The 18,634-nt window shown below is 45.1% G+C and carries 14 protein-coding genes; 1 reads left to right on the forward strand and 13 read right to left on the reverse strand.

Translation table 11 applies throughout. From position 1 onward, the window contains the following. Positions 1 to 253: 253 nt before the first annotated feature. The 11 genes from FC26_RS05465 to FC26_RS05515 all read right to left on the reverse strand — a co-directional run bounded on the left by FC26_RS05465 (position 254) and on the right by FC26_RS05515 (position 12,764). Positions 254 to 1,339: a CamS family sex pheromone protein gene (locus FC26_RS05465; RefSeq protein ID WP_057779076.1), complete on the reverse strand. Its 1,086-nt coding sequence runs from the start codon at positions 1,337 to 1,339 to the stop codon at positions 254 to 256. Positions 1,340 to 1,371: 32 nt separating this feature from the next. Next, the gene (gene ligA, locus FC26_RS05470) at positions 1,372 to 3,411 is read right to left on the reverse strand and encodes an NAD-dependent DNA ligase LigA (RefSeq protein WP_057778548.1); all 2,040 of its coding nucleotides are present in this window, start codon (positions 3,409 to 3,411) and stop codon (positions 1,372 to 1,374) included. Between the two features lie 18 nt (positions 3,412 to 3,429). Beyond that, positions 3,430 to 5,730, reverse strand: coding sequence for a DNA helicase PcrA (pcrA, locus tag FC26_RS05475; RefSeq protein WP_057778550.1), 2,301 nt, complete (start codon positions 5,728 to 5,730; stop codon positions 3,430 to 3,432). A gap of 134 nt (positions 5,731 to 5,864) precedes the next feature. Further along, complete coding sequence (locus FC26_RS05480; protein ID WP_235809476.1) at positions 5,865 to 7,025, reverse strand: ATP-grasp domain-containing protein; 1,161 nt, start codon at positions 7,023 to 7,025, stop codon at positions 5,865 to 5,867. Positions 7,026 to 7,042: 17 nt separating this feature from the next. Beyond that, positions 7,043 to 7,618 carry a xanthine phosphoribosyltransferase gene (locus FC26_RS05485; RefSeq protein WP_057778554.1) on the reverse strand — a complete coding sequence of 192 codons (576 nt, stop codon included), beginning with the start codon at positions 7,616 to 7,618 and terminating at the stop codon, positions 7,043 to 7,045. A gap of 22 nt (positions 7,619 to 7,640) precedes the next feature. Further along, positions 7,641 to 8,276 (reverse strand): glycoside hydrolase family 73 protein, encoded by a 636-nt coding sequence (locus tag FC26_RS05490; RefSeq protein WP_057778557.1) that lies wholly within the window; start codon positions 8,274 to 8,276, stop codon positions 7,641 to 7,643. Positions 8,277 to 8,438: 162 nt separating this feature from the next. After that, entirely contained in the window at positions 8,439 to 10,418 is a 1,980-nt protein-coding gene (gene nagE, locus FC26_RS05495) for an N-acetylglucosamine-specific PTS transporter subunit IIBC (protein WP_057778559.1), read from the reverse strand. A gap of 263 nt (positions 10,419 to 10,681) precedes the next feature. Beyond that, positions 10,682 to 11,185, reverse strand: coding sequence for a QueT transporter family protein (locus FC26_RS05500; protein ID WP_057778561.1), 504 nt, complete (start codon positions 11,183 to 11,185; stop codon positions 10,682 to 10,684). A 147-nt stretch (positions 11,186 to 11,332) separates the two neighbouring features. Continuing rightward, a complete protein-coding gene (locus FC26_RS05505; protein ID WP_057778562.1) occupies positions 11,333 to 12,088 on the reverse strand; it encodes a 3-oxoacyl-ACP reductase in 756 nt (251 codons plus the stop codon). Beyond that, positions 12,088 to 12,312 carry a DUF2829 domain-containing protein gene (locus tag FC26_RS05510; RefSeq protein WP_057778564.1) on the reverse strand — a complete coding sequence of 75 codons (225 nt, stop codon included), beginning with the start codon at positions 12,310 to 12,312 and terminating at the stop codon, positions 12,088 to 12,090. Before FC26_RS05510 ends, FC26_RS05505 begins: the two co-directional genes overlap by 1 nt. A gap of 80 nt (positions 12,313 to 12,392) precedes the next feature. Next, entirely contained in the window at positions 12,393 to 12,764 is a 372-nt protein-coding gene (locus tag FC26_RS05515) for a 6-carboxytetrahydropterin synthase (protein ID WP_057779078.1), read from the reverse strand. Between the two features lie 291 nt (positions 12,765 to 13,055). On the opposite strand from FC26_RS05515, the gene FC26_RS05520 reads away from it, so the two are divergent. Beyond that, positions 13,056 to 15,614: a YhgE/Pip domain-containing protein gene (locus tag FC26_RS05520; protein ID WP_057778566.1), complete on the forward strand. Its 2,559-nt coding sequence runs from the start codon at positions 13,056 to 13,058 to the stop codon at positions 15,612 to 15,614. A 123-nt stretch (positions 15,615 to 15,737) separates the two neighbouring features. Here FC26_RS05520 and FC26_RS05525 read toward each other — a convergent pair whose 3' ends face one another. Both FC26_RS05525 and FC26_RS05530 read right to left on the reverse strand, forming a co-directional pair. Then, on the reverse strand, positions 15,738 to 16,592 hold the full coding sequence (locus tag FC26_RS05525; protein ID WP_057778568.1) for a hypothetical protein: 855 nt from the start codon (positions 16,590 to 16,592) through the stop codon (positions 15,738 to 15,740). Further along, complete coding sequence (locus FC26_RS05530) at positions 16,582 to 18,597, reverse strand: cellulose biosynthesis cyclic di-GMP-binding regulatory protein BcsB (protein ID WP_057779080.1); 2,016 nt, start codon at positions 18,595 to 18,597, stop codon at positions 16,582 to 16,584. Before FC26_RS05530 ends, FC26_RS05525 begins: the two co-directional genes overlap by 11 nt. Positions 18,598 to 18,634: the final 37 nt, after the last annotated feature.

Below are 18,634 nucleotides of genomic sequence, written 5' to 3' on the forward strand. Positions count from 1 at the left end.
TACTTACATCATGTTATTGTATCACATCTGCCCTATAAATTTTTAGTTATCAATTTAAATATCTGATAAATTTACCGGTAGAATGCGCTTCTAGCTTAAAATTGCGGTATTAGTCATTATTTGCCGGTTCAAAACCTGTTCGCGGACGCAGACCCCTAGCATATAAGAGAAGGGCCCATCAATCGCATCGTTCACGATTAATGGGCCCTTCTCTTATATGACGGCGTCTATACGCGCCCGCTCACACTCTATTTTAATAACTATCAAACACATGACTCGAGAACTTCTTTTGTCCCGAATCCCGGTATACAAAGGCCTGCATATCCGTCGATGATTGAATCTTGATATCAATTGGGATCCCACTTGGTAAGTACTTTTGGGCCGCCGTCGAAATATACTGCGTAAAGCTCGTAATTTCGGTTTCGCTGTAGAACTGCGTCGTCACCGTAATGTGCATTCCGGATAACGTGCCGTCCTTGTACTGAGCTTGGGCCGTGACTCCACTCAAATTAGGGAAGAACGTCTGTACCTGAGTCTTAAAGTTGTCAAATGAATCGTTGTCATCGCTGCTGGTTGAACTCGTTGATTCAGATGACTTTGGTAACACCTTATTCTTGATGTTCAACGTCTTCCAACTCGATAACGAATCACCCTTGTTGACGTTATACTCGATATACGTCCCACCAACTAGACTATCGTTCGCCGCCTGCTTGTACAGGGCAATGACAATTGGGACATTCTTCAAAGCTTTCTTCTGACGAAGACGCTTCAAAACTTTTTGGGCTGCTTGTTGTCCGTACGCTTTCAGCTCTGCATCACTAATCTTTTGCTGATATGTTGGGCCATCGGTCGTTTTCTTGTAGTAGTCAACCGAGTTCAAGCCAATTCCGATCGTAATCCCATGCAACTTCAAATTATCCCCATCTTGAGTCATATAATCTTGCTCTTCAATGGTTTGAATGTAGGTTGGGTTCCGCGTTCCGTTGGTCTTCCCCTTTTTGGGATTCAAGCCAGATGCGTTACTCTTTGTTTTCCGGCCCAACCAGTTAGTAACCGTACTCTTAGACAGGTATTGGCCTTCCTGAAAGACATAGCTCTTAGTTGAGAAAACCTTTTTAGAAATGTCCGTTAACCCACTTTCAAAGCTTTTCAGGTTAAACGTATTTTGGTTTTGCGCGGCAGTAACGCCCCGCGACTTACTCGTCCGGTACCGCCCATTTTTAATCACACCTTGGTACGTGCCACTGGCCGCACTCCCGGTTGTCGTGTAGTTGCTTGAACTCGACGACTTTGATTTACTCCCAAAACTACAGGACGCTAAAATCATCGTACAGGCCATTAGCGCCACGGTTAGGCAAAATTTTTTTGACTTCACTTTTGGAGATCCTCCTTCATTGCGGCCACAAATTGCTGTTCATTCCAGACATCGACTCCGAGTGACTGAGCCTTCGTCAACTTACTCCCAGCATCCGTTCCAGCAATGACCAAATTAGTTTTTTTCGACACACTTCCAACCACGTCAGCACCATGTTGTTCCAGCCATTCTTGGGCCTCTTTACGGGTCATTTCCGTCAACTTACCAGTTAACACAACCTTTTGACCAGCCCAATCACTGTCGATAACTTGTGCATCATCATCTCCGAGATAATCTGTGTTAACCCCTGCGGATTGCAGTTTAGCCACTAATTCAGCTACCTGTTGGTTAGCAAAATACGTGGCAACACTATCACCAATAATTGGCCCAATCGAGTCAACCTCGGCCACTGCTTCACTGGTGGCTGCCATAAGCGCTTCGATGGTTTTAAAATGCTTGGCGATTATTTTTCCGGCCTTGGCACCTACATGACGAATACCTAAACCAAAAAGTAACCGTTCCAGTGAATTATGACGGCTATTGTCGATTGCTGTCAATAGATTTTCGGTCGATTTAGCACCAAATTTATCTAAAGTTAATAATTGCGCCTCAGTCAGGTGGTATAAATCTGCCACATCCGTCACTAATTCGCGTTCAAACAACTGCTGGACAATTTTGGGACCTAACCCATCAATGTTCATCGCATTGCGAGAAGCAAAGTGTGCCAGTCCTTCTTTGATCTGAGCCGGGCACATTGGATTAATACACCGTAGTGCCACCTCGTCGTCGAGGTGAACCAATTCAGCCCCACATTCCGGGCAATGCGTTGGTATCATGTATGGCACACTATCAGCGGCTCGTTTCTTCAATTCTACCATTGAAATTTCTGGAATAATGTCGCCAGCCTTATGCAGATATACCGTGTCACCAAGCCGCACATCCTTTTCCGCAAGGTAATCGGGGTTATGCAGCGAAGCACGAGCTACCGTCGTGCCGGCCAGTTGAACGGGATCCATGACTGCCGTGGGCGTCACCGTCCCAGTGCGGCCAACCGTCCATTCAATATCGCGAACGATCGTGGCGGCCTCCTCTGGTGGAAATTTATAGGCGATTTCCCAACGGGGGACCTTCACCGTATTGCCTAATTCAACCTGCATCCCCAAATCGTTCACCTTTTCGACAATTCCATCAATACCGTATTCGAGATCGTTACGTTGGGCCGTATATTGATCGATATAAGCCTGAATCTGTTCAGCGGTCTGCACCACCTGATAATGCTCGTTAATTTGAAATCCCAGATCTTTCAACCGGGCTAGTGCCGCCGATTGAGTCGTTACTCCCAGAGTCTCATAATCGGGAACGTAGTAAATGAACGTACTCAATTCCCGCCGTCCGGTAATCTTAGCATCCAACTGTCGTAAACTTCCGGCTGCCGCATTTCGCGGATTAGCAAAAACCGGTAACCCATCACTTTCACGCTGCTGATTGAGTTTGACAAACGCCTGCTTAGGCATATAGCACTCACCACGCACCTCGATACTCAGCGGTTCGGGAAGTTGAGTTGGGACCGACTTGATCATCCGAACATTTTTAGTAATGTCCTCGCCAATTTGTCCATTCCCCCGCGTCGATCCCTGCACGAGTTGACCATTTTCATAGACGAGCGAAATGGCCAGCCCATCAATTTTCAGTTCCAGATTATACTCCGGTTGATCTAGTCCATTTTTTTGTAACCGGTCATTAAATGCAAACAGTTCTTCCGTGGAAAAAACATCTCCCATTGAAAGCATCGGCTGTTCGTGCGGGACCTTGGTCAACACGGTCTCGCCGAGGGCCCCAACCTGTTGAGTAGGTGAATCTTGAGATTGAAGCACCGGAAACTGCGCTTCAAGTGCTAATAGGCGTTGATAGGCCTGGTCATAAACAAAATCCTCTACCGTCGGTTGATCATTTTGGTAGTATTCCGTCCCCCACTGGGTTACCTGTTGTCGCAGAGTCTCGATCTCCGCTTGTGCCTGTTCAATTGTTAATTCTGTCACTGGCAGCTTTTCTTCCATTTTTATCACCTAAATATTTTAATCACTTGACGCCTTAGTAATCGGCGCAAAACTTGCTAACAATCGTTTGACCCCTTGCGATGGGAATGCAACGTCTAGTTCCATGTCTTCACCAGTTCCATTCACCTTCACAACGGTTCCAATGCCCCATTTTTTGTGGCTAACCTTATCGCCAGACTTCCAGTTTAACTTGTTTGCTCCGGTACCAGCATTGACCGCCACTGGTTTGACCGGCTGTGTGCTATTAACATGCCGGCCCTGTGAACGACCCTGCGTCTGGAACTGATGATAGGCTGATGCGGTCGCATTCTGATGAGCAAACGGTACCGAGCGGCCATTGGTCATTGACCCCGCCGCCTGATTTTCCACATGAATGAGATCGGGATTAATTTCTTCAACAAATCGTGATGCTTGGTTATTTTGCCGCCGACCATACAACATCCGTGAAAAAGCATTCGTCATGTAGAGTTTTTGCTTTGCCCGGGTAATGCCGACATAGGCTAACCGTCGTTCTTCTTCCAGTTCGTCATCTTCCAAGATTGCTCGTGACAACGGGAAAATTCCTTCTTCCAGTCCCATTAAGAAGACCACTGGGAATTCCAGTCCCTTTGCCGCATGTAGCGTCATTAACGTGACTGCCGGTGCTTGTTCATCGACATCGTCTTGATCAGAAACTAAGGCCAAATCTGCGAGGAAGTTCACGATTTTATTACCGTTTGATTCTACCTCATCATCCGCATGAGCATCGTCATATTCCTTGGTGACTGATAAAAATTCATCCAAGTTTTCTTGACGAGACTGTGATTCAAGCGTGTTATCGGCCTTCAGAGCATCCAAATATCCCGTTTTCTCAAGAATTTGTTGGGTCAACTCGGTAATCGTCATATAGTCAACCATCTTGCCCAGGTCCTCGACCAACGTCCCAAACGATTCAAGGGCGTTGCGGGACCGCGAAGTCAGATCATTGTTAATGCTGGCATTTTGTGCAGCTTCCAGCATGGACCACCCATGTTCTTGGGCAAATGCTTGCAGCTTATCCACACTACTTGCACCGATGCCACGCTTTGGTTCATTGACTACCCGTTCAAAGCTGATTGAATCACTCTTATTCACCGTCAGTGTCAAATATGACAGAACATCACGAATTTCCTTTCGATCGTAGAACTTATGTCCCCCCACCATCGTGTAAGGAATATTGGACTTCAGAAAAGTTTCTTCAATGACACGAGATTGGGCGTTGGTCCGGTAAAGGACCGCAAAGTCGTTATAGTTTCGGTTGTTCGTCTTCATTTCGCTTTGGATCTTAGAAACGACAAACCGTGATTCGTCATTTTCACTTTGGGCACGGTAATACGAAATCTTATCGCCTTCCCCATTTTGCGTCCACAACTTCTTCTTCCGTCGGTACATATTATTGGCAATGACTTCGTTGGCCGCATCCAAAATGGTCTGCGTTGAACGATAGTTTTGTTCCAACATTACGGTCTGTGCGTCCGGATAGTCATGTTCAAAATCTAAAATGTTGTTCATGTTAGCCCCACGCCAACCATAGATACTTTGATCGGCATCCCCCACCACACAGAGGTTGCGGAATCGTTTGGCAAGAAGGTTCACCAACCGGTATTGCGCATCATTTGTATCTTGGTATTCATCGACGTGGATATAGTGAAATTTATTTTGATAAAAAGCCAGTGTTTCTGGATTTTGTTCGAACAATTGGATCGTTAACATGATCAAATCGTCAAAATCTACGGCCTGATTTTCTCGCAACCGTTTTTGGTAGAGATCATAGGCGTTCGCAACAACATCTTCAAACGGGCTGCTGGCTTCTTTTGCGTAGTCAGCTGGCGTTTGAAGCGCGTTTTTTGCGTTTGAGATCGCGGACAAAAGTGCCCGGGGATCAAACTTCTTTGTATCAATGTTCAGTTCGCTACAAACACGCTTCATCAACGTCCGTTGTTCACTTGTCGCGGCAATCGTAAAGGCGCGGTTGTATCCGATTTGTTCGATATCACGTCTTAAGATGCGAACACACAACGCATGAAACGTTGATACCCAGACGTCGCGGGCCCCTTCATTGAGAAGCTTGCCCACCCGTTCCCGCATTTCCTTTGCGGCCTTATTCGTAAACGTAATGGCTAAGATATTCCAAGGATTGACTTGTTTTTCTTCAATTAAGTACGCAATTCGGTGAGTCAATACCCGGGTTTTCCCGGAACCGGCCCCCGCCATAATCAATAAGGGTCCCTCGGTTGCAAGGACGGCCTCTTGCTGACGATCATTCATTCCTGCTAATAGTGATTGGCTTGTCACTTTCATTCAATCCCCTCTAAAATTCAGTCACTGCATATTATAACAAATCCCGTCTTGATTTTGAGATTCAAAACCTAATAATTCGGGTCTCATTAAAAAAAGCCTCCTGAACTACCACTGCAGTCCAAAAGGTCTTCGATCTAATCTTCAGTCGTTTCGGTCTGGGCCGGACTCTCCGACCAGACATCTGTATTATCAATTTGAAGTTGTAATTTATCTAAGGTATCGCCAATTGCGGTTACAAAGCCATAACTATGAACTTTCTTTTGTAAAGTTGGCGTATAGAAATTAAACTGCCAGTTTTCTTTCAAAAGCCACTGTGTTTTAATTTCATCAATTTGTTCCTGATTAATTGCCATCGTAATGGCTGGTTGGAGCACTTTGATATCTGGGAGTGGCAGCCCCGCGACTGCCCGCAACAATACCGCATACTGGTCAATGGTGCAAACCGCCGTTAAGACGTCCCCCTGACGAACTAGGGCTGGTGTAATCCCCTTGACGTATAACGTATTGGTATCCGTCAGGTAGAACCCAACTTCAAACACACCGCGGTAGTTCAAGTTTTTGGCAACGGCTTGACCAATTCGGCCAATTTCTTCTTGCACGTCGTTTGGAAGAACCGCCGGCGCCTGGGCCTCTAATACACGACCGTCCCGATATTGATTTTCAATTAATGGGAACACTTTAATCGTATCATCGGTCTTAGCTACCATCAGTGAAAACTCACGGGAACGTGAAATCCACGATTCCAACACATAGGTGCCCGTATCCAGATAATCAGCCGCCTTTACAATATCTGACTGTCGCTCGATCACCATGGACCGCTCACCCAGTCCCTTTTGAATTGGATTTAATACTGCCGGGTACCCGATTGAATCAATCGATTGGTACACATCATCCAACTGAATCACCGTCACATAGGGCGCAATGTTAACGTTGATTTGATCAAAAAAGGCCCGTTCCAACAGCCGATCCTGTGTGATTTCTAAAATTTCTTTTCCCTGTGGGATGAAAGTAAACTGGGATAGGTATTCGATCACAGCGGACTGAACACTAGCCGATTCATAAACGACCGCATCACAGCTTTGACCAAATTCTTTCAGTTTGTCCCGATCATTCCATGCGCCAATCACGGTATAATCTACAAATTTTGCCAGGTCTCGTTCTGCTTCACTGTGAATGTAAGCCGCAACCCGAAAGCCCGCATTTTGAGCGGCCTGTGCTAATTGCCGGGTGCCGCTTCCTAACCCAATAATGCCAATTGTATTTCCTGGATATAAAATATGTTTATTTTCCATCATGACTCACTCCATTTAACCTATTCTGGCATAAATTCAACTTGTCCGTCCGTTAATGACTTGATTCGGGCCAATGATTCCAGATGAATTCCTTGTGCCTTGATCTTGTCAGCACCCGGTTGAAAACTCTTTTCGATCACAATTCCGACCCCGGCAACTTCGATTTGGGCCTGCTTAGCAATTTCAAGAAGGCCAAAGACCGCCTGCCCGTTCGCTAAGAAATCATCAATGATTAGCACTCGATCATTTGGTTCAATATACTTGCGTGACACCGTAATTTGGTTTTCAGTTTGCTTCGTAAACGAGTAAACATTGGCCGTATACAAGTCATCCGTCAATGTGAGACTCTTATGCTTTCGAGCAAAGATTACCGGAACGTGTAGTTGTAGTCCGGTCATTACGGCTGGCGCAATCCCTGAGGACTCAATCGTCAAAATTTTGGTAATTTTTTCATCCTGAAATTTTTGGGCAAATTCCTGACCGATGCTAAACATAAAGTCCGTATCAATTTGGTGATTTAAAAATCGGTCAACCTTTAGAACATCCCCTGATAATACTTCGCCGTCCTGCTTAATCTTTTCCTCGAGTGCTTTCATTACTTGTCTCCTCATACTAGTTTTATTGATCGTACTTATTTAGGTGATACGTTTCAATCACGCGAATTAGTTTAGACGCATAGTCCGGATCGGTTGCATACCCAGCCGTCTGCAACGCCTGTGCTGCCTGGGTATAACTACTGGCTTGTGTGACCCCAGTATATTTTTGTGGATCATCGGTCGTGCCATTGACCATCAGTAACGTGTGCGCATCAATAGACTGATCCCAGCTTGTGTAAACCCGAAACCGACCACTCGTGACAATCCACTTACCATTCACATATTCCTTCGTCGTCAGCACCTTACTGTTCGTGGTATCGGAACTCTTAACCCCGAACAAGTTGTAATACTTCGCCGATAGCGTGCTACTGCCCCAATCTGATTCCAAAATTGCCTGTGCGAGAGTTATTGAAGCCGGAACATTATATTTTTGATCCATCTTTTCAGCTTCCGGTGCGACCTGCTTAATAAATAATTGCTTAGAATCCGTTTGCTTTTCCACAATTAACTGTCGCTGCCGAACCTGATGTAGTTCCTGAACCCCGTACCCCACTAGCGCTAAAATAATCACCCATAAAACAATTTTAGCCAGGCGATTTTGACCACGCCGTGAAAATAATTTCTGCCATTTAAACTTTCGTTTCCGTCGACGCGCCAACTAATTCACACCCTTCTGTGTGCCTATTTTACACTGTCCACAGTCGAAGGGGTATCAATTTACTATAAATTTTACATCAATTTAATTATTTTAACTATGGTCATCCGGTGAAAAATGCCAGTAAACAAAAAAACTGTAGCATTTGCCACAGCTTTTCACGCACTATGCCCCGGTTGTAACTGTCATTGTTGCCTGATCAGCTTTCACTGGGCCAGTTGGTTGACTAAATTTCATGTAAGCCACGTCATTCATATCAGTAACGATCGTCATCATGGTTGTTTGCTTACCTGCTGCTCGAATTGCATCAAGATCAGCCGTTGCCAACAAATCACCGTGGGTTACTTGTTGACCAACTTCAACCGCCACTTCAAATGGAGCCCCTTTAAGTTCCACCGTGTTGATCCCCATATGAACCAAGACCTTCAGCCCGTTTTCAGTTTCCAAGCCAATCGCATGTTTGGTTGGAAAGACCGTCACGATCTTGCCATCAACAGGAGCCACAATTTGGTTATCCCGAGGTTCGACCGCAAAACCGTCACCAATCAACTTCTGCGCAAACGTCGCATCCGCCACGTGCTCAAGATCGACCAATTCACCATTGGCAACACTATAAAACTGATCGGTCATCCCTGATTTAATCGTTTCTTCCGCTGGGGCAGCCGGCTTTTGTTCAGGTTGCTTCTGGGCAACCATCGCTTCAATCTTACCATCATAAATATCGGTCAGTGCCCGCGCCACAAATTCAACTTCGGTTCCGACAACGATATGGACATTCGTCTCATCCAACACATTGACCCCCGCAACTCCAGCAGCACGTACGGCCGCTTGATTAACCAGTTGTGGGTCTTTCAATTGTAATCGTAACCGAGTCGTACAGTTATCGATCACCTTAATATTCTCCTTGCCACCAATCGCAGCATAGATTTTTTTGGCCATCACCGTATACTGGTCGTCGTTGTCGTTCGTCACAATCTCTGGCGTTGACGCATCTAACTCGTCAGTTTCTCTTCCCGGCGTCATTAAATTAAACTTCTTAATTGCGAAGTCAAAGCCAAAGTAGTAAATCACCGCCATGACTAGCCCTTGTACAAGCAGCATGTACGGGCGGTTGGCAATTGGCAAATGAAAGCTCAACAAAAAGTCCACTAAACCGGCACTAAATGAGAACCCGGCAGTCCAATGCATCAGTGCGGCAAAGCCCAACGATAATCCGGTGAACACAGCATGAATCACATACAGTGGCCAGGCCACAAACATAAATGAAAATTCTAGTGGTTCTGTCACTCCCGTGAAGAAAGAAGCAAAGGCGCCCGCCAACATCAGGCCCCCAACTTCTGCTTTTTTCTCTGGTCGGGCATTCCGATAAATGGCGTATGCACCGGCTGGTAATCCAAACATCATGACTGGGAAAAACCCTGCCTGGTACATCCCCGTAATCCCTTTAACACCCTTGCCAGCCCAGAAGTTGCCGATATCATTGATCCCAGCTGTATTAAACCAAAAGACCGCATTCAGTGCCTGATGTAACCCCGTCGGAATCAGCAGACGATTGAAAAAGCCGTATAAACCGGCACCGGCTGCGCCTAATCCAACGATGAATTTTCCGAATGCCACCAAGGCCTCATACACTGGTGGCCAAACAAACAGCAATAATATTGTAAACAGGAGCATGACAATTGCGGCTAAAATTGGGACAAGCCGCTTACCACTGAAAAACGAGAGTGCCATGGGTAGCTTTGTTTTGTGGAATCGGTTATATAAACCGGCGGCCACAAGTCCCGCAATGATCCCGATGAAGACATTACTGCTAAGAGAAGCAAATGACGGGTCCACTTGTGACTCTTTAATCCCCTCTAACAGGGCAACGGATGACGGATCCAGAACCTTGATAGGTACCAAATAGGCTACTAGACCGGCCAATGCGGCGGCACCATCCTTTTCTTCCGACATGCCAATTGCAAGCCCGATTGCAAATAAAATCGCCAACGACCCTAAAATCGCGTTTCCTCCGGCCTGCAGGAACTGCGCAACAGCCCAGGAATCTGGCATATAATGGCCAATTCCGACCAGCAAGGCAGCGGCTGGTAATACCGCAACAGGCAGTTGCAAAGACCGCCCCATCCGTTGCAGATAAGTCTTCATAATCTATTTCCTCCTAGAATTCTCTTAATCACACGAGTAATATCTTACCGTGATTACCCTGTACATACAAGTCTTTATACTCATTTCTTAAATTGGTCTAATCTGCACTAATCCTTGATATAAGGCGCTTTTGGGTAAGTTACTAATTATAAGTAGCCGTTGAAAGCGAATTAAATCCTTTAATATCAGGCTTCATAATTATCTAGACCAATTTTAAAAATAAGTCAAAAAAAAGAATCACCACCGTGATCCTTCTCATTTACTTATTTTGTTAAATTAATTCGCTTGCTTAACAGGTAAATAATAATGCCTCCGATTGTCATAGAGAGTAGTTCACCTAATCCAATCGTCAACCAGCCCGCCCAAAATGGCGCTTTAGTCATTACGTTGAGTTCCCAAGCAATCGTGAACATCGATAATGAAATAATAATGGCCGTTACCACAAACTTAATGGGCATTGATTTAATTGGTTTCGTCACTAACATGACAATGAGTAAAAAGACAAACGTCGACGCAGTTCCAATCGGAACATCTAGGGTCCAGGTTGGTGATGCAAAGTTAGATAAAAAGACACCGAGGCTCACACCCCAGAGATAACGCTTGTTAAACAGTACCAAATAGTTAAACATTTCGGCAATCCGAATTTGAACGACCCCGAAACTGATAGTTGATAAAACAAGCGTAATGACAACATACAAAGCGGCCACCACCGCCGTCTTTGTTACCTCACGCACCGAAATACGTGACGTTTGAGCAGAATTCTTCATTATTATAATCTCCTTTGTAACCGAACATCGGTTAGTCATAACTACGACCAAAGGTGAAGGAAGTGTCGTAGTGCGATCAAATTAGAGTTGATCTAAAATTTCAACCATTTCATTGTAAATGATTACCGTTAGTTTGTCGACTGTTAGTTATTTTTCTGTCCAACCGCCATCAATCGGCATCACCGTTCCATGAATGTAATCCGCTTTAGTACTTGCTAAAAATACCGCTAGATCTGCAACTTCATCTGGATGGGCCCAGCGCTTGGCCGGCGTCTGCTCAGCTACCCAATTCGCCATCTTACCATCCCCGGCAAAATCGGCCGCATTCATCGGCGTTTGAATGGCACCGGGGGCAATGCAGTTTGCTCGGATTCCTTGAGCTGCATAATCAGCATCCAACTGCTTGGTTAGCCCGATAATCGCATGTTTGGAAGCCGTGTAGGCCGCGCCGCCACCACCAGCCACTAATCCCGCAATCGAAGCCATATTGACGTACACCCCGTGTCCCTGTTCCAGCATGATTGGTAATGTTTGCTTGATCAGAAGAAACTGGCTAGTCAAATTGACATCCAAAATGGTCTGCCATTGTTCAATTGACGTCTCCAAAACTGGTCGATACGCATCCAAACCCCCCGCCGTATTGCAGACAACGTCAATGTGCCCTCCTTGCCGCAAAGCCGCAGTCGTTGCCTGCTTAGCGGTTGTGGCCTGAGCTACGTCACCAGCTAAAATCGTCAAGGCCGCATCGGAGTGCCCATCTTTAAGGACGGTCAGACCCTCGCGATCCCGATCAACAGCAATGACGGTTGCCCCTTCATCAAGGAATCGTGCCACTTGTGACTTACCAATTCCCGAGGCGGCACCGGTGATAATGACCGTTTGCCCATCAAATTCGCCGGCCATTAGTCAGTGACCAATTGCCAGTCGGTGGCGAGAATATCGCAATCCGTTGGCGACCATAGGCTATAAGCCTCATCCGCCGTCTTGATCAAGAAATAAGGATTTAACACATCCCCCTTAAATTGGCCCTCAGGAACCAATTCAACGAAGAGTTCTGTTCCTTCCCAACCTGTCCGAACGGCCTTTTTGCCCTGCTTTAAATCTGGTAATACTGCTTCAAAAGTCATTTCACTACCTCCATTTTATCCATATTATATCCTACCCAACGCGGTTCCTCCAGTCACAACTAATCGTCCCAAATGAATTGTCACTCTGTAGCTGAAATGCAATAGAACCTTGTCGGGGACTCTCCCACTTCAATCCGAATTAAGTTAGCCTGCATTTTTTCCAGTTCTGGGCCGATTAAATGAAACAAATAGATGGTCACATTTTCTAGCGTTGGATTAACCTTCTCAAAATACGCCAACTGATTTAAGAATTGACCCGATATACCAGCCAGTACTCGATTAACCGCCTTTTCCAAATCATTAAAAATAATCATATGATCATTTGAGGTGTGAATTTCACAAATGATCTCCCACGTATGATTATGCTGCTTTCCTTCTCCATCTTCCCAACGCATCGCGTGGCTCGCGTTGACATACGATTTAATTTTATAGGTATGATATTCTTCGGGCATCATTTCACTCACTTTCTGTTATCTGTTCAACTATTCTAGTACCATCATAAGACATAGTAAGCAGTCTGCCTAGTTGTAGCGGTCAATTAGAATTATATTGTTGATTATTTTAGCTCACCATAAAAAAATATAATGATTGCCAATCTGTTACTATTAGCATGGTCAATCATAGTTAATCCCATGTTATATAAGGTATTGGGAGTAGCGTTTTATTTTATGAAAGCGTATTATGTTTACTAAACATTATGGGAGAATGGCCCTAATTAGGGTCATGTTGTAGGAGTGAATAATATGCAAATGATCAAAAATGAGTTTAAGTTTATTTTTCATAATAAACTAATTCTCTTATCAACGATTGTCATTATGATAATCCCCTTTTTATACTGCATCTTCTTTCTTAAATCGGTGTGGGATCCGTATGGTCATACAGGTGATCTGCCCGTTGCCGTCGTGAACGAGGACCGTCCCGTCCGTTACCAGGGAAAAACCATGGCTGTCGGAAAACAAACCGTCAAAGAGCTCAAACAAAACGATCAGCTCCAATGGCACTTTGTTTCCAAACATAAAGCAGCAACGGGACTTAAACACCGCAAATACTATACGGTCATTACCATTCCAGCTGATTTTTCTAAAAATGCAACAACGGTCTTAAGTACCTCGCCGAAAAAAATGCACCTGACTTATAAAACCAATGACTCACTCAATTATATTGGGCGTGTCATCAGTGACATGGGCGCTAAACAACTGAATACACAGATTCGTGAGCAAGTCACTAAGGCCTACGCCAAAGCTGTCTTTCAGCAACTAAAAACTGTTGGAACGGGGATGAAATCCGCCGCAAAAGCGGAAACTCAGCTCCACGACGGCACTGTCACCCTCAATGACGGACTTAAATTATATGCCGTTGGTGTCAATCAGGTCAATAGTGGCGTTCAAACTCTGAAAGTTAAAGTCGTCCCCCTTGCTAATGGGATTCGCCAACTGGCCAGTGGTGGTAGCACTTTAACAACGGCAATTCAGTCCTATACCGGTGGGGTCGGGCAGGTGAATAGCGGCCTGCAGCAATTAACAGCCAATTCCAGCCAGCTCACGAATGGTGTCGCGAGTGCAAGTAGTGGAAATGCGAAGTTAACGGCGGCCATGCAGCAAGCTTCTAATCAAATTGGCAGTCAACTAAGCTCCAATCAATCCGACATTAACAGTGTCAAAACGGCCCTCACCGCGCTCTCAACCCTTGTTAAGGGCGTTTCTAGTGGCAACAACGCGGACATGGCTGCACTGAATACCAGTTTAGCCAGTTTTAATGCTAATTCTACTCAAATTAAAACGGCGCTAACGACCAGCGGCCAAGATTTGTCGACAATTTATAAAAACGTCTTTAACACCAGTAACACAGAGAGCACAGCCGCTCAATTACAACAAGCAGGTCAATCACTTCAGGAGTTGCAAACACTCCTGAACAGCGATGGCTACAAGAAAATGGCGGCAGCTGATCCCGCAACGGCTACCAAAATTGCAGCGGCCGTTAATCAAGTCGGTACGAACGTCACTAATGCTGGCAGCCAGCTAAGCGCCACCAGCAACTCGCTTTCTGACATGCAAAGTAATCTCACCTCTGTGGGAACCAAGCTCTCGGAATCAAGTAGTCAACTAACCGGACTATCACAAAAATTAACGACCCTTCAAACGCAGCTTAAGCAAGTCCCTCTCGCACTTGACGGTGGCGTTCAGGCCATCACGGAACTCGAAACGGGTCTTGAAACCGTTAAACAGGGATTGGATCAACGGGGCAATACCCAAAGCACCATGGGCCTAATCCAAGCATCACAAACGCTAAATTCAGGACTACAACAGATTCAAACTGGTTTAAATGCTTATACATCAGGCGTTTCTCAAGCTCAATCGGGCACTCAAACCTTAGTGAATAACTCAGCGGCGCTTAACTCAGGTTCTGGGCAGCTTTCAAGCGGTCTATCCCAAATGAACAGTCAAGTACCAACACTCACATCCGGTGTCAATCAGTTAGCGAACGGCACGCAAACCCTTGCTAATAATTCCGGCCAGCTCACCAGTGGTGCTACTCAGCTGGCATCTGGCTCCGGTGAACTTCAGTCCGCGCTTTCCAGTGGTTCGGCCAAAATTAACAGCATTCATCCGAATGCTCAAACGGCCGCCATGTTTGCAGCGCCCTCGACGCTCAATCATCGGTCTTATAGCCATGTTTCTAACTACGGCCACGCATTGGCACCATACGTTCTATCAGTCGCCCTCTACGTTGGCTGCCTAGTCTTCAACTTTGTTTATCCAATTCGGAAGATCTCAATGACTGGTCATAGTCCCAAGGAATGGTTTGCCAGCAAGGTAGTCGTCAGTGGACTTGTCGCCATTGGCATGGCCGTCATCGAAACCGCGCTCATGATGGCTGCTGGCTTAAACGCCGATCACCCAGCGCAAATGTTCTTAATCGCAACCATCTTTTCATTAGCCTCCATGTACGTGATTATGTTCTTCTCGATGGCATTTGATAACCCAGGACGGTTCGTCGCAATGGTCCTCCTGATGCTCCAATTAGGTGGCTCCGGCGGTACTTTCCCAATGGAAGTCACAAATTCGTTCTTCAATGCCATTCACCCATGGCTGCCAATGACCTACTCTATTCTGGGATTCCGTCAGGCACTCACCTCGGGGATTGGTAATCAAGTGATCTGGCAGGTCACTGGTGTACTTTTGATCTTCGCCATCGCTGGTTTAATTTGTCTCTTGCTCAGCATGATTGTCCTTCAGAAGATGCACTGGCAAGGCAAATCACAGCTAGATAACAACCAAAAATTACAAGACGTGGAAAAATAATGAAAATATACCCAAAGACTGTCAGCTCTCGAACATTAAGAAGTCGCTCTCATAAACACTTTTGTGTTTGCGAGAGCGACTTTTTTACTGAGAAGAGCGACTTTCATCCTAGTCTATGAAATTTCACACATCATATTGTGTTTCTTTAATCCCTGCATTCATTAAATCATACGGGTTGTTCATGCTTTCCTTGTCCCATGTGGCAATCCCAACCACCATCGAAATGGCTAAGTTCGCTAACCCTGTATCTTGTCGAACTGCCTTATCAAAGCCCGCTTTAATTCGATTGGCTGCAATTGTGGCTCCCTTGGCATCTGAATACAGTAATATTGCCCATGTTGGATCCTCGTTATTCAACAAATACGTAATATCATTATCGCGGGTAATCGTCTTAATCGTATTCGACGTTACCTGGAGCAAATTCTTGAGCTGATTTTCACTCATCATCCGCTTGAGATCATCAAAATATCGAATTTTGATAATTGCCGTTGTCACAGGTAACTGAAACCGCTCGTTCGTTTCAATAAATACCGATGCATCCTCTACATAAGCAACTGTCGTTCGGAGATTAGTTTGCTGATCGAACGCCCCACGTTCAATGAGAGCTGCTCGTAAATCACTATTGGATTGCTGTAGCTCAATTTGATTACGCGTCATATAGTAGAGTGCCAAACACAACAATAGGGGCATTATCATCCAAAAACTGAGTGCCCATACAATCGCTTTAGTACTCCCCACGTATTCATAAATTGAATAAACCACTTGAACCGCAATAAAAAACATATTAGTCAGGAGTGACGGCAGGAGCCCCATAAAATAAGTCACGATCATCAATGCTACCGTACAAAATAAGTAGATAACGTTAATCAAAATATGATTCGTCAGCAACATCATGATTGCTGTCGCGCTAAACAAAAGCAAAAATAACAGTAAGCCAACATCTTCCATGAGTGTTTCTTTTTTATCTCTACTTGGCATGCGGGTTCCTCCTCGTATTAAGTCCTCTTTGCTTTTTAACCATAAGGAAAATCCCTAAACATACTAAGGCCATCACGACTAAAGCAAGTCCTAAATAGATTAGTAAACTTGTATTTTTACTAAACAGTCGGTGACGTTCGAGTGACTTATCAATGGCTTTATTCTTCTTAAACCGGTATCCATAATGACTATTGTTCTGATCGACAACAATCGCATCCCCTGAGTACTGCGTAATATTCTTCTGAAAATTAATCTGGGTCGTTGCCAGATAACTAGCCTTAGACGTCGCCCCAGTGACCACCAACATCCCCCGTTTCGAATTGTATGGTGACCGCATCAACTGCGCCGTTCCAATGGTCTTCCCATAATCTTTTTCGATGCTTAATTTTTCGTTTGAAATCAAACGAGTAAAATCGGCCGCATACTTAAAGTAAAGGTGGGAATTCAGCGTTCGAATAAAGTGATTATTTTGTGGTGTCCCTAAGACAATCACATTTTTAGTCTTTAAAACATGCTGACTTGGTTGATGCGTATAAAATTGGATGCTTCCCGTATTGCTCTTCGCAAAATTGCCAATCAAGTTAAAGATGTTCGTTAAACTTTGAAAATCATCATTTGAAAGTTTCTTTGGAATCACAACTGCCAAGTTATCATACGTTTGGTTTTTCATGAAAAGTGTCGGGTAATTCGTAAATAGCAACTCATTACTCTTTTGCGACTTAACCGTCATTTTCGATGAAGTCCCCACTTCCGCCCATGGAGTCGCACTATTATCAGAAGTATTTTGATCCTTCATTTCCAGATCAAACGCCACCCGAACGGTAAAGCTACTACCTAAGGTCATCCCATTGGGCACCTTAACCGTCAGCGTATCACCGTTAGCATGAACATCCGTCAGTTTCTTGCTTCCAATGGTCGTGTTATTAACGTACACGGTGACTAAGGACCGGTTAAAGTTGAGATTTTTACTATACCGTAAATGCAATTTAACCGTCGATCCGTCAGCGTTAGACCGGTCGTTCGGAAGACTCACAAAGTAACTGGTCTCCCGGTGACCGGCACCGATAATCTTATCCGTTTGATCTGTCAGCTGGTAATGCCCCTGATCATGTAACGACGACGTAAATGTCCGTGTCCGACTACCAACGGTTTCGGTAGCCTTATCGGTTTCATTCATTAATTCGGCATTTGCCACAAAACGGGCAGCCTTCTTGAGTAGCTTGCCGGTTTGAGCGGTCACAATTAGGTAGTACTTTCCATCAACATAGTGCGTTTTAATCACTGCATGGTGAGCAACCTCTGTCGCACTGACTGCATTTCTCAGCTCCTTGGGCAGGTGTCGATACGTTGCAACAACCATAAGATAATCACCCTGCTGCGCATTCATGGATGCCTGCTTGACAACCTGGATTTGGTCATTATCCGTGGTGATCACACGTGACTCACCCGATAAGGCAATCATACTAGCAGTCAACTCATCGCCACTGGGTTGGTTCGCCGTCACAATTCGCGACTGACCGTTCGCGACGGTATCTTCACCAGAAAAATGATTGTAGAAAGAATGCAGCGTATTATCCGCGTCCTTTAACTGATACTCAAAATTGACATTCGATCCCTGCTTGATCGTCAGCCAGTTCGCCGGTGTTTGGGCTAAATCGTAGTTACTGTTTCCTGCCTTGTTCAAAACTTGACCGCTGATTTGCAGGTTATTTTCCCCCGTCAGTAGCTCAACCGGAATTGAGATTTGTTCCGTTTGAAAACCATCCCCATCATGTGGTCGAAACGAATAGAATTTGACCCCATTAATCGAAACTGTGATGTCAGATTTTTGGGTCTCTGCCAGCTGTGAAATTTGATACGTCAAATTAAAAGTTGCCTTTTTTATGTCCCAATAGTCCATTTTAGTAAAGTACATATTTGTCTCGACTGACTTGCCCGAAAGCGAGGTAGTGTTATTTTGAAATTGTTCGGTGTACGTTTGGTTATCCGCCCGCACACCGGTCATGCCAATACCACACCCGACAATGAACGTCACCAAAAAG

The sequence above is a fragment of the Paucilactobacillus vaccinostercus DSM 20634 genome, assembly GCF_001436295.1.
Taxonomy (GTDB): domain Bacteria; phylum Bacillota; class Bacilli; order Lactobacillales; family Lactobacillaceae; genus Paucilactobacillus; species Paucilactobacillus vaccinostercus.

Coding starts and splice junctions, on each gene's coding strand:
- FC26_RS05465 (WP_057779076.1), bottom strand. CDS start 1,339: ATGGCCTGTACGATGATTTTAGCGTCCTGTAGTTTTGGGAGTAAATCA.
- ligA (WP_057778548.1), bottom strand. CDS start 3,411: ATGGAAGAAAAGCTGCCAGTGACAGAATTAACAATTGAACAGGCACAA.
- pcrA (WP_057778550.1), bottom strand. CDS start 5,730: ATGAAAGTGACAAGCCAATCACTATTAGCAGGAATGAATGATCGTCAG.
- FC26_RS05480 (WP_235809476.1), bottom strand. CDS start 7,025: ATGATGGAAAATAAACATATTTTATATCCAGGAAATACAATTGGCATT.
- FC26_RS05485 (WP_057778554.1), bottom strand. CDS start 7,618: ATGAAAGCACTCGAGGAAAAGATTAAGCAGGACGGCGAAGTATTATCA.
- nagE (WP_057778559.1), bottom strand. CDS start 10,418: ATGAAGACTTATCTGCAACGGATGGGGCGGTCTTTGCAACTGCCTGTT.
- FC26_RS05500 (WP_057778561.1), bottom strand. CDS start 11,185: ATGAAGAATTCTGCTCAAACGTCACGTATTTCGGTGCGTGAGGTAACA.
- FC26_RS05505 (WP_057778562.1), bottom strand. CDS start 12,088: ATGGCCGGCGAATTTGATGGGCAAACGGTCATTATCACCGGTGCCGCC.
- FC26_RS05510 (WP_057778564.1), bottom strand. CDS start 12,312: ATGACTTTTGAAGCAGTATTACCAGATTTAAAGCAGGGCAAAAAGGCC.
- FC26_RS05515 (WP_057779078.1), bottom strand. CDS start 12,764: ATGCCCGAAGAATATCATACCTATAAAATTAAATCGTATGTCAACGCG.
- FC26_RS05520 (WP_057778566.1), top strand. CDS start 13,056: ATGCAAATGATCAAAAATGAGTTTAAGTTTATTTTTCATAATAAACTA.
- FC26_RS05525 (WP_057778568.1), bottom strand. CDS start 16,592: ATGCCAAGTAGAGATAAAAAAGAAACACTCATGGAAGATGTTGGCTTA.
- FC26_RS05530 (WP_057779080.1), bottom strand. CDS start 18,597: ATGACCGGTGTGCGGGCGGATAACCAAACGTACACCGAACAATTTCAA.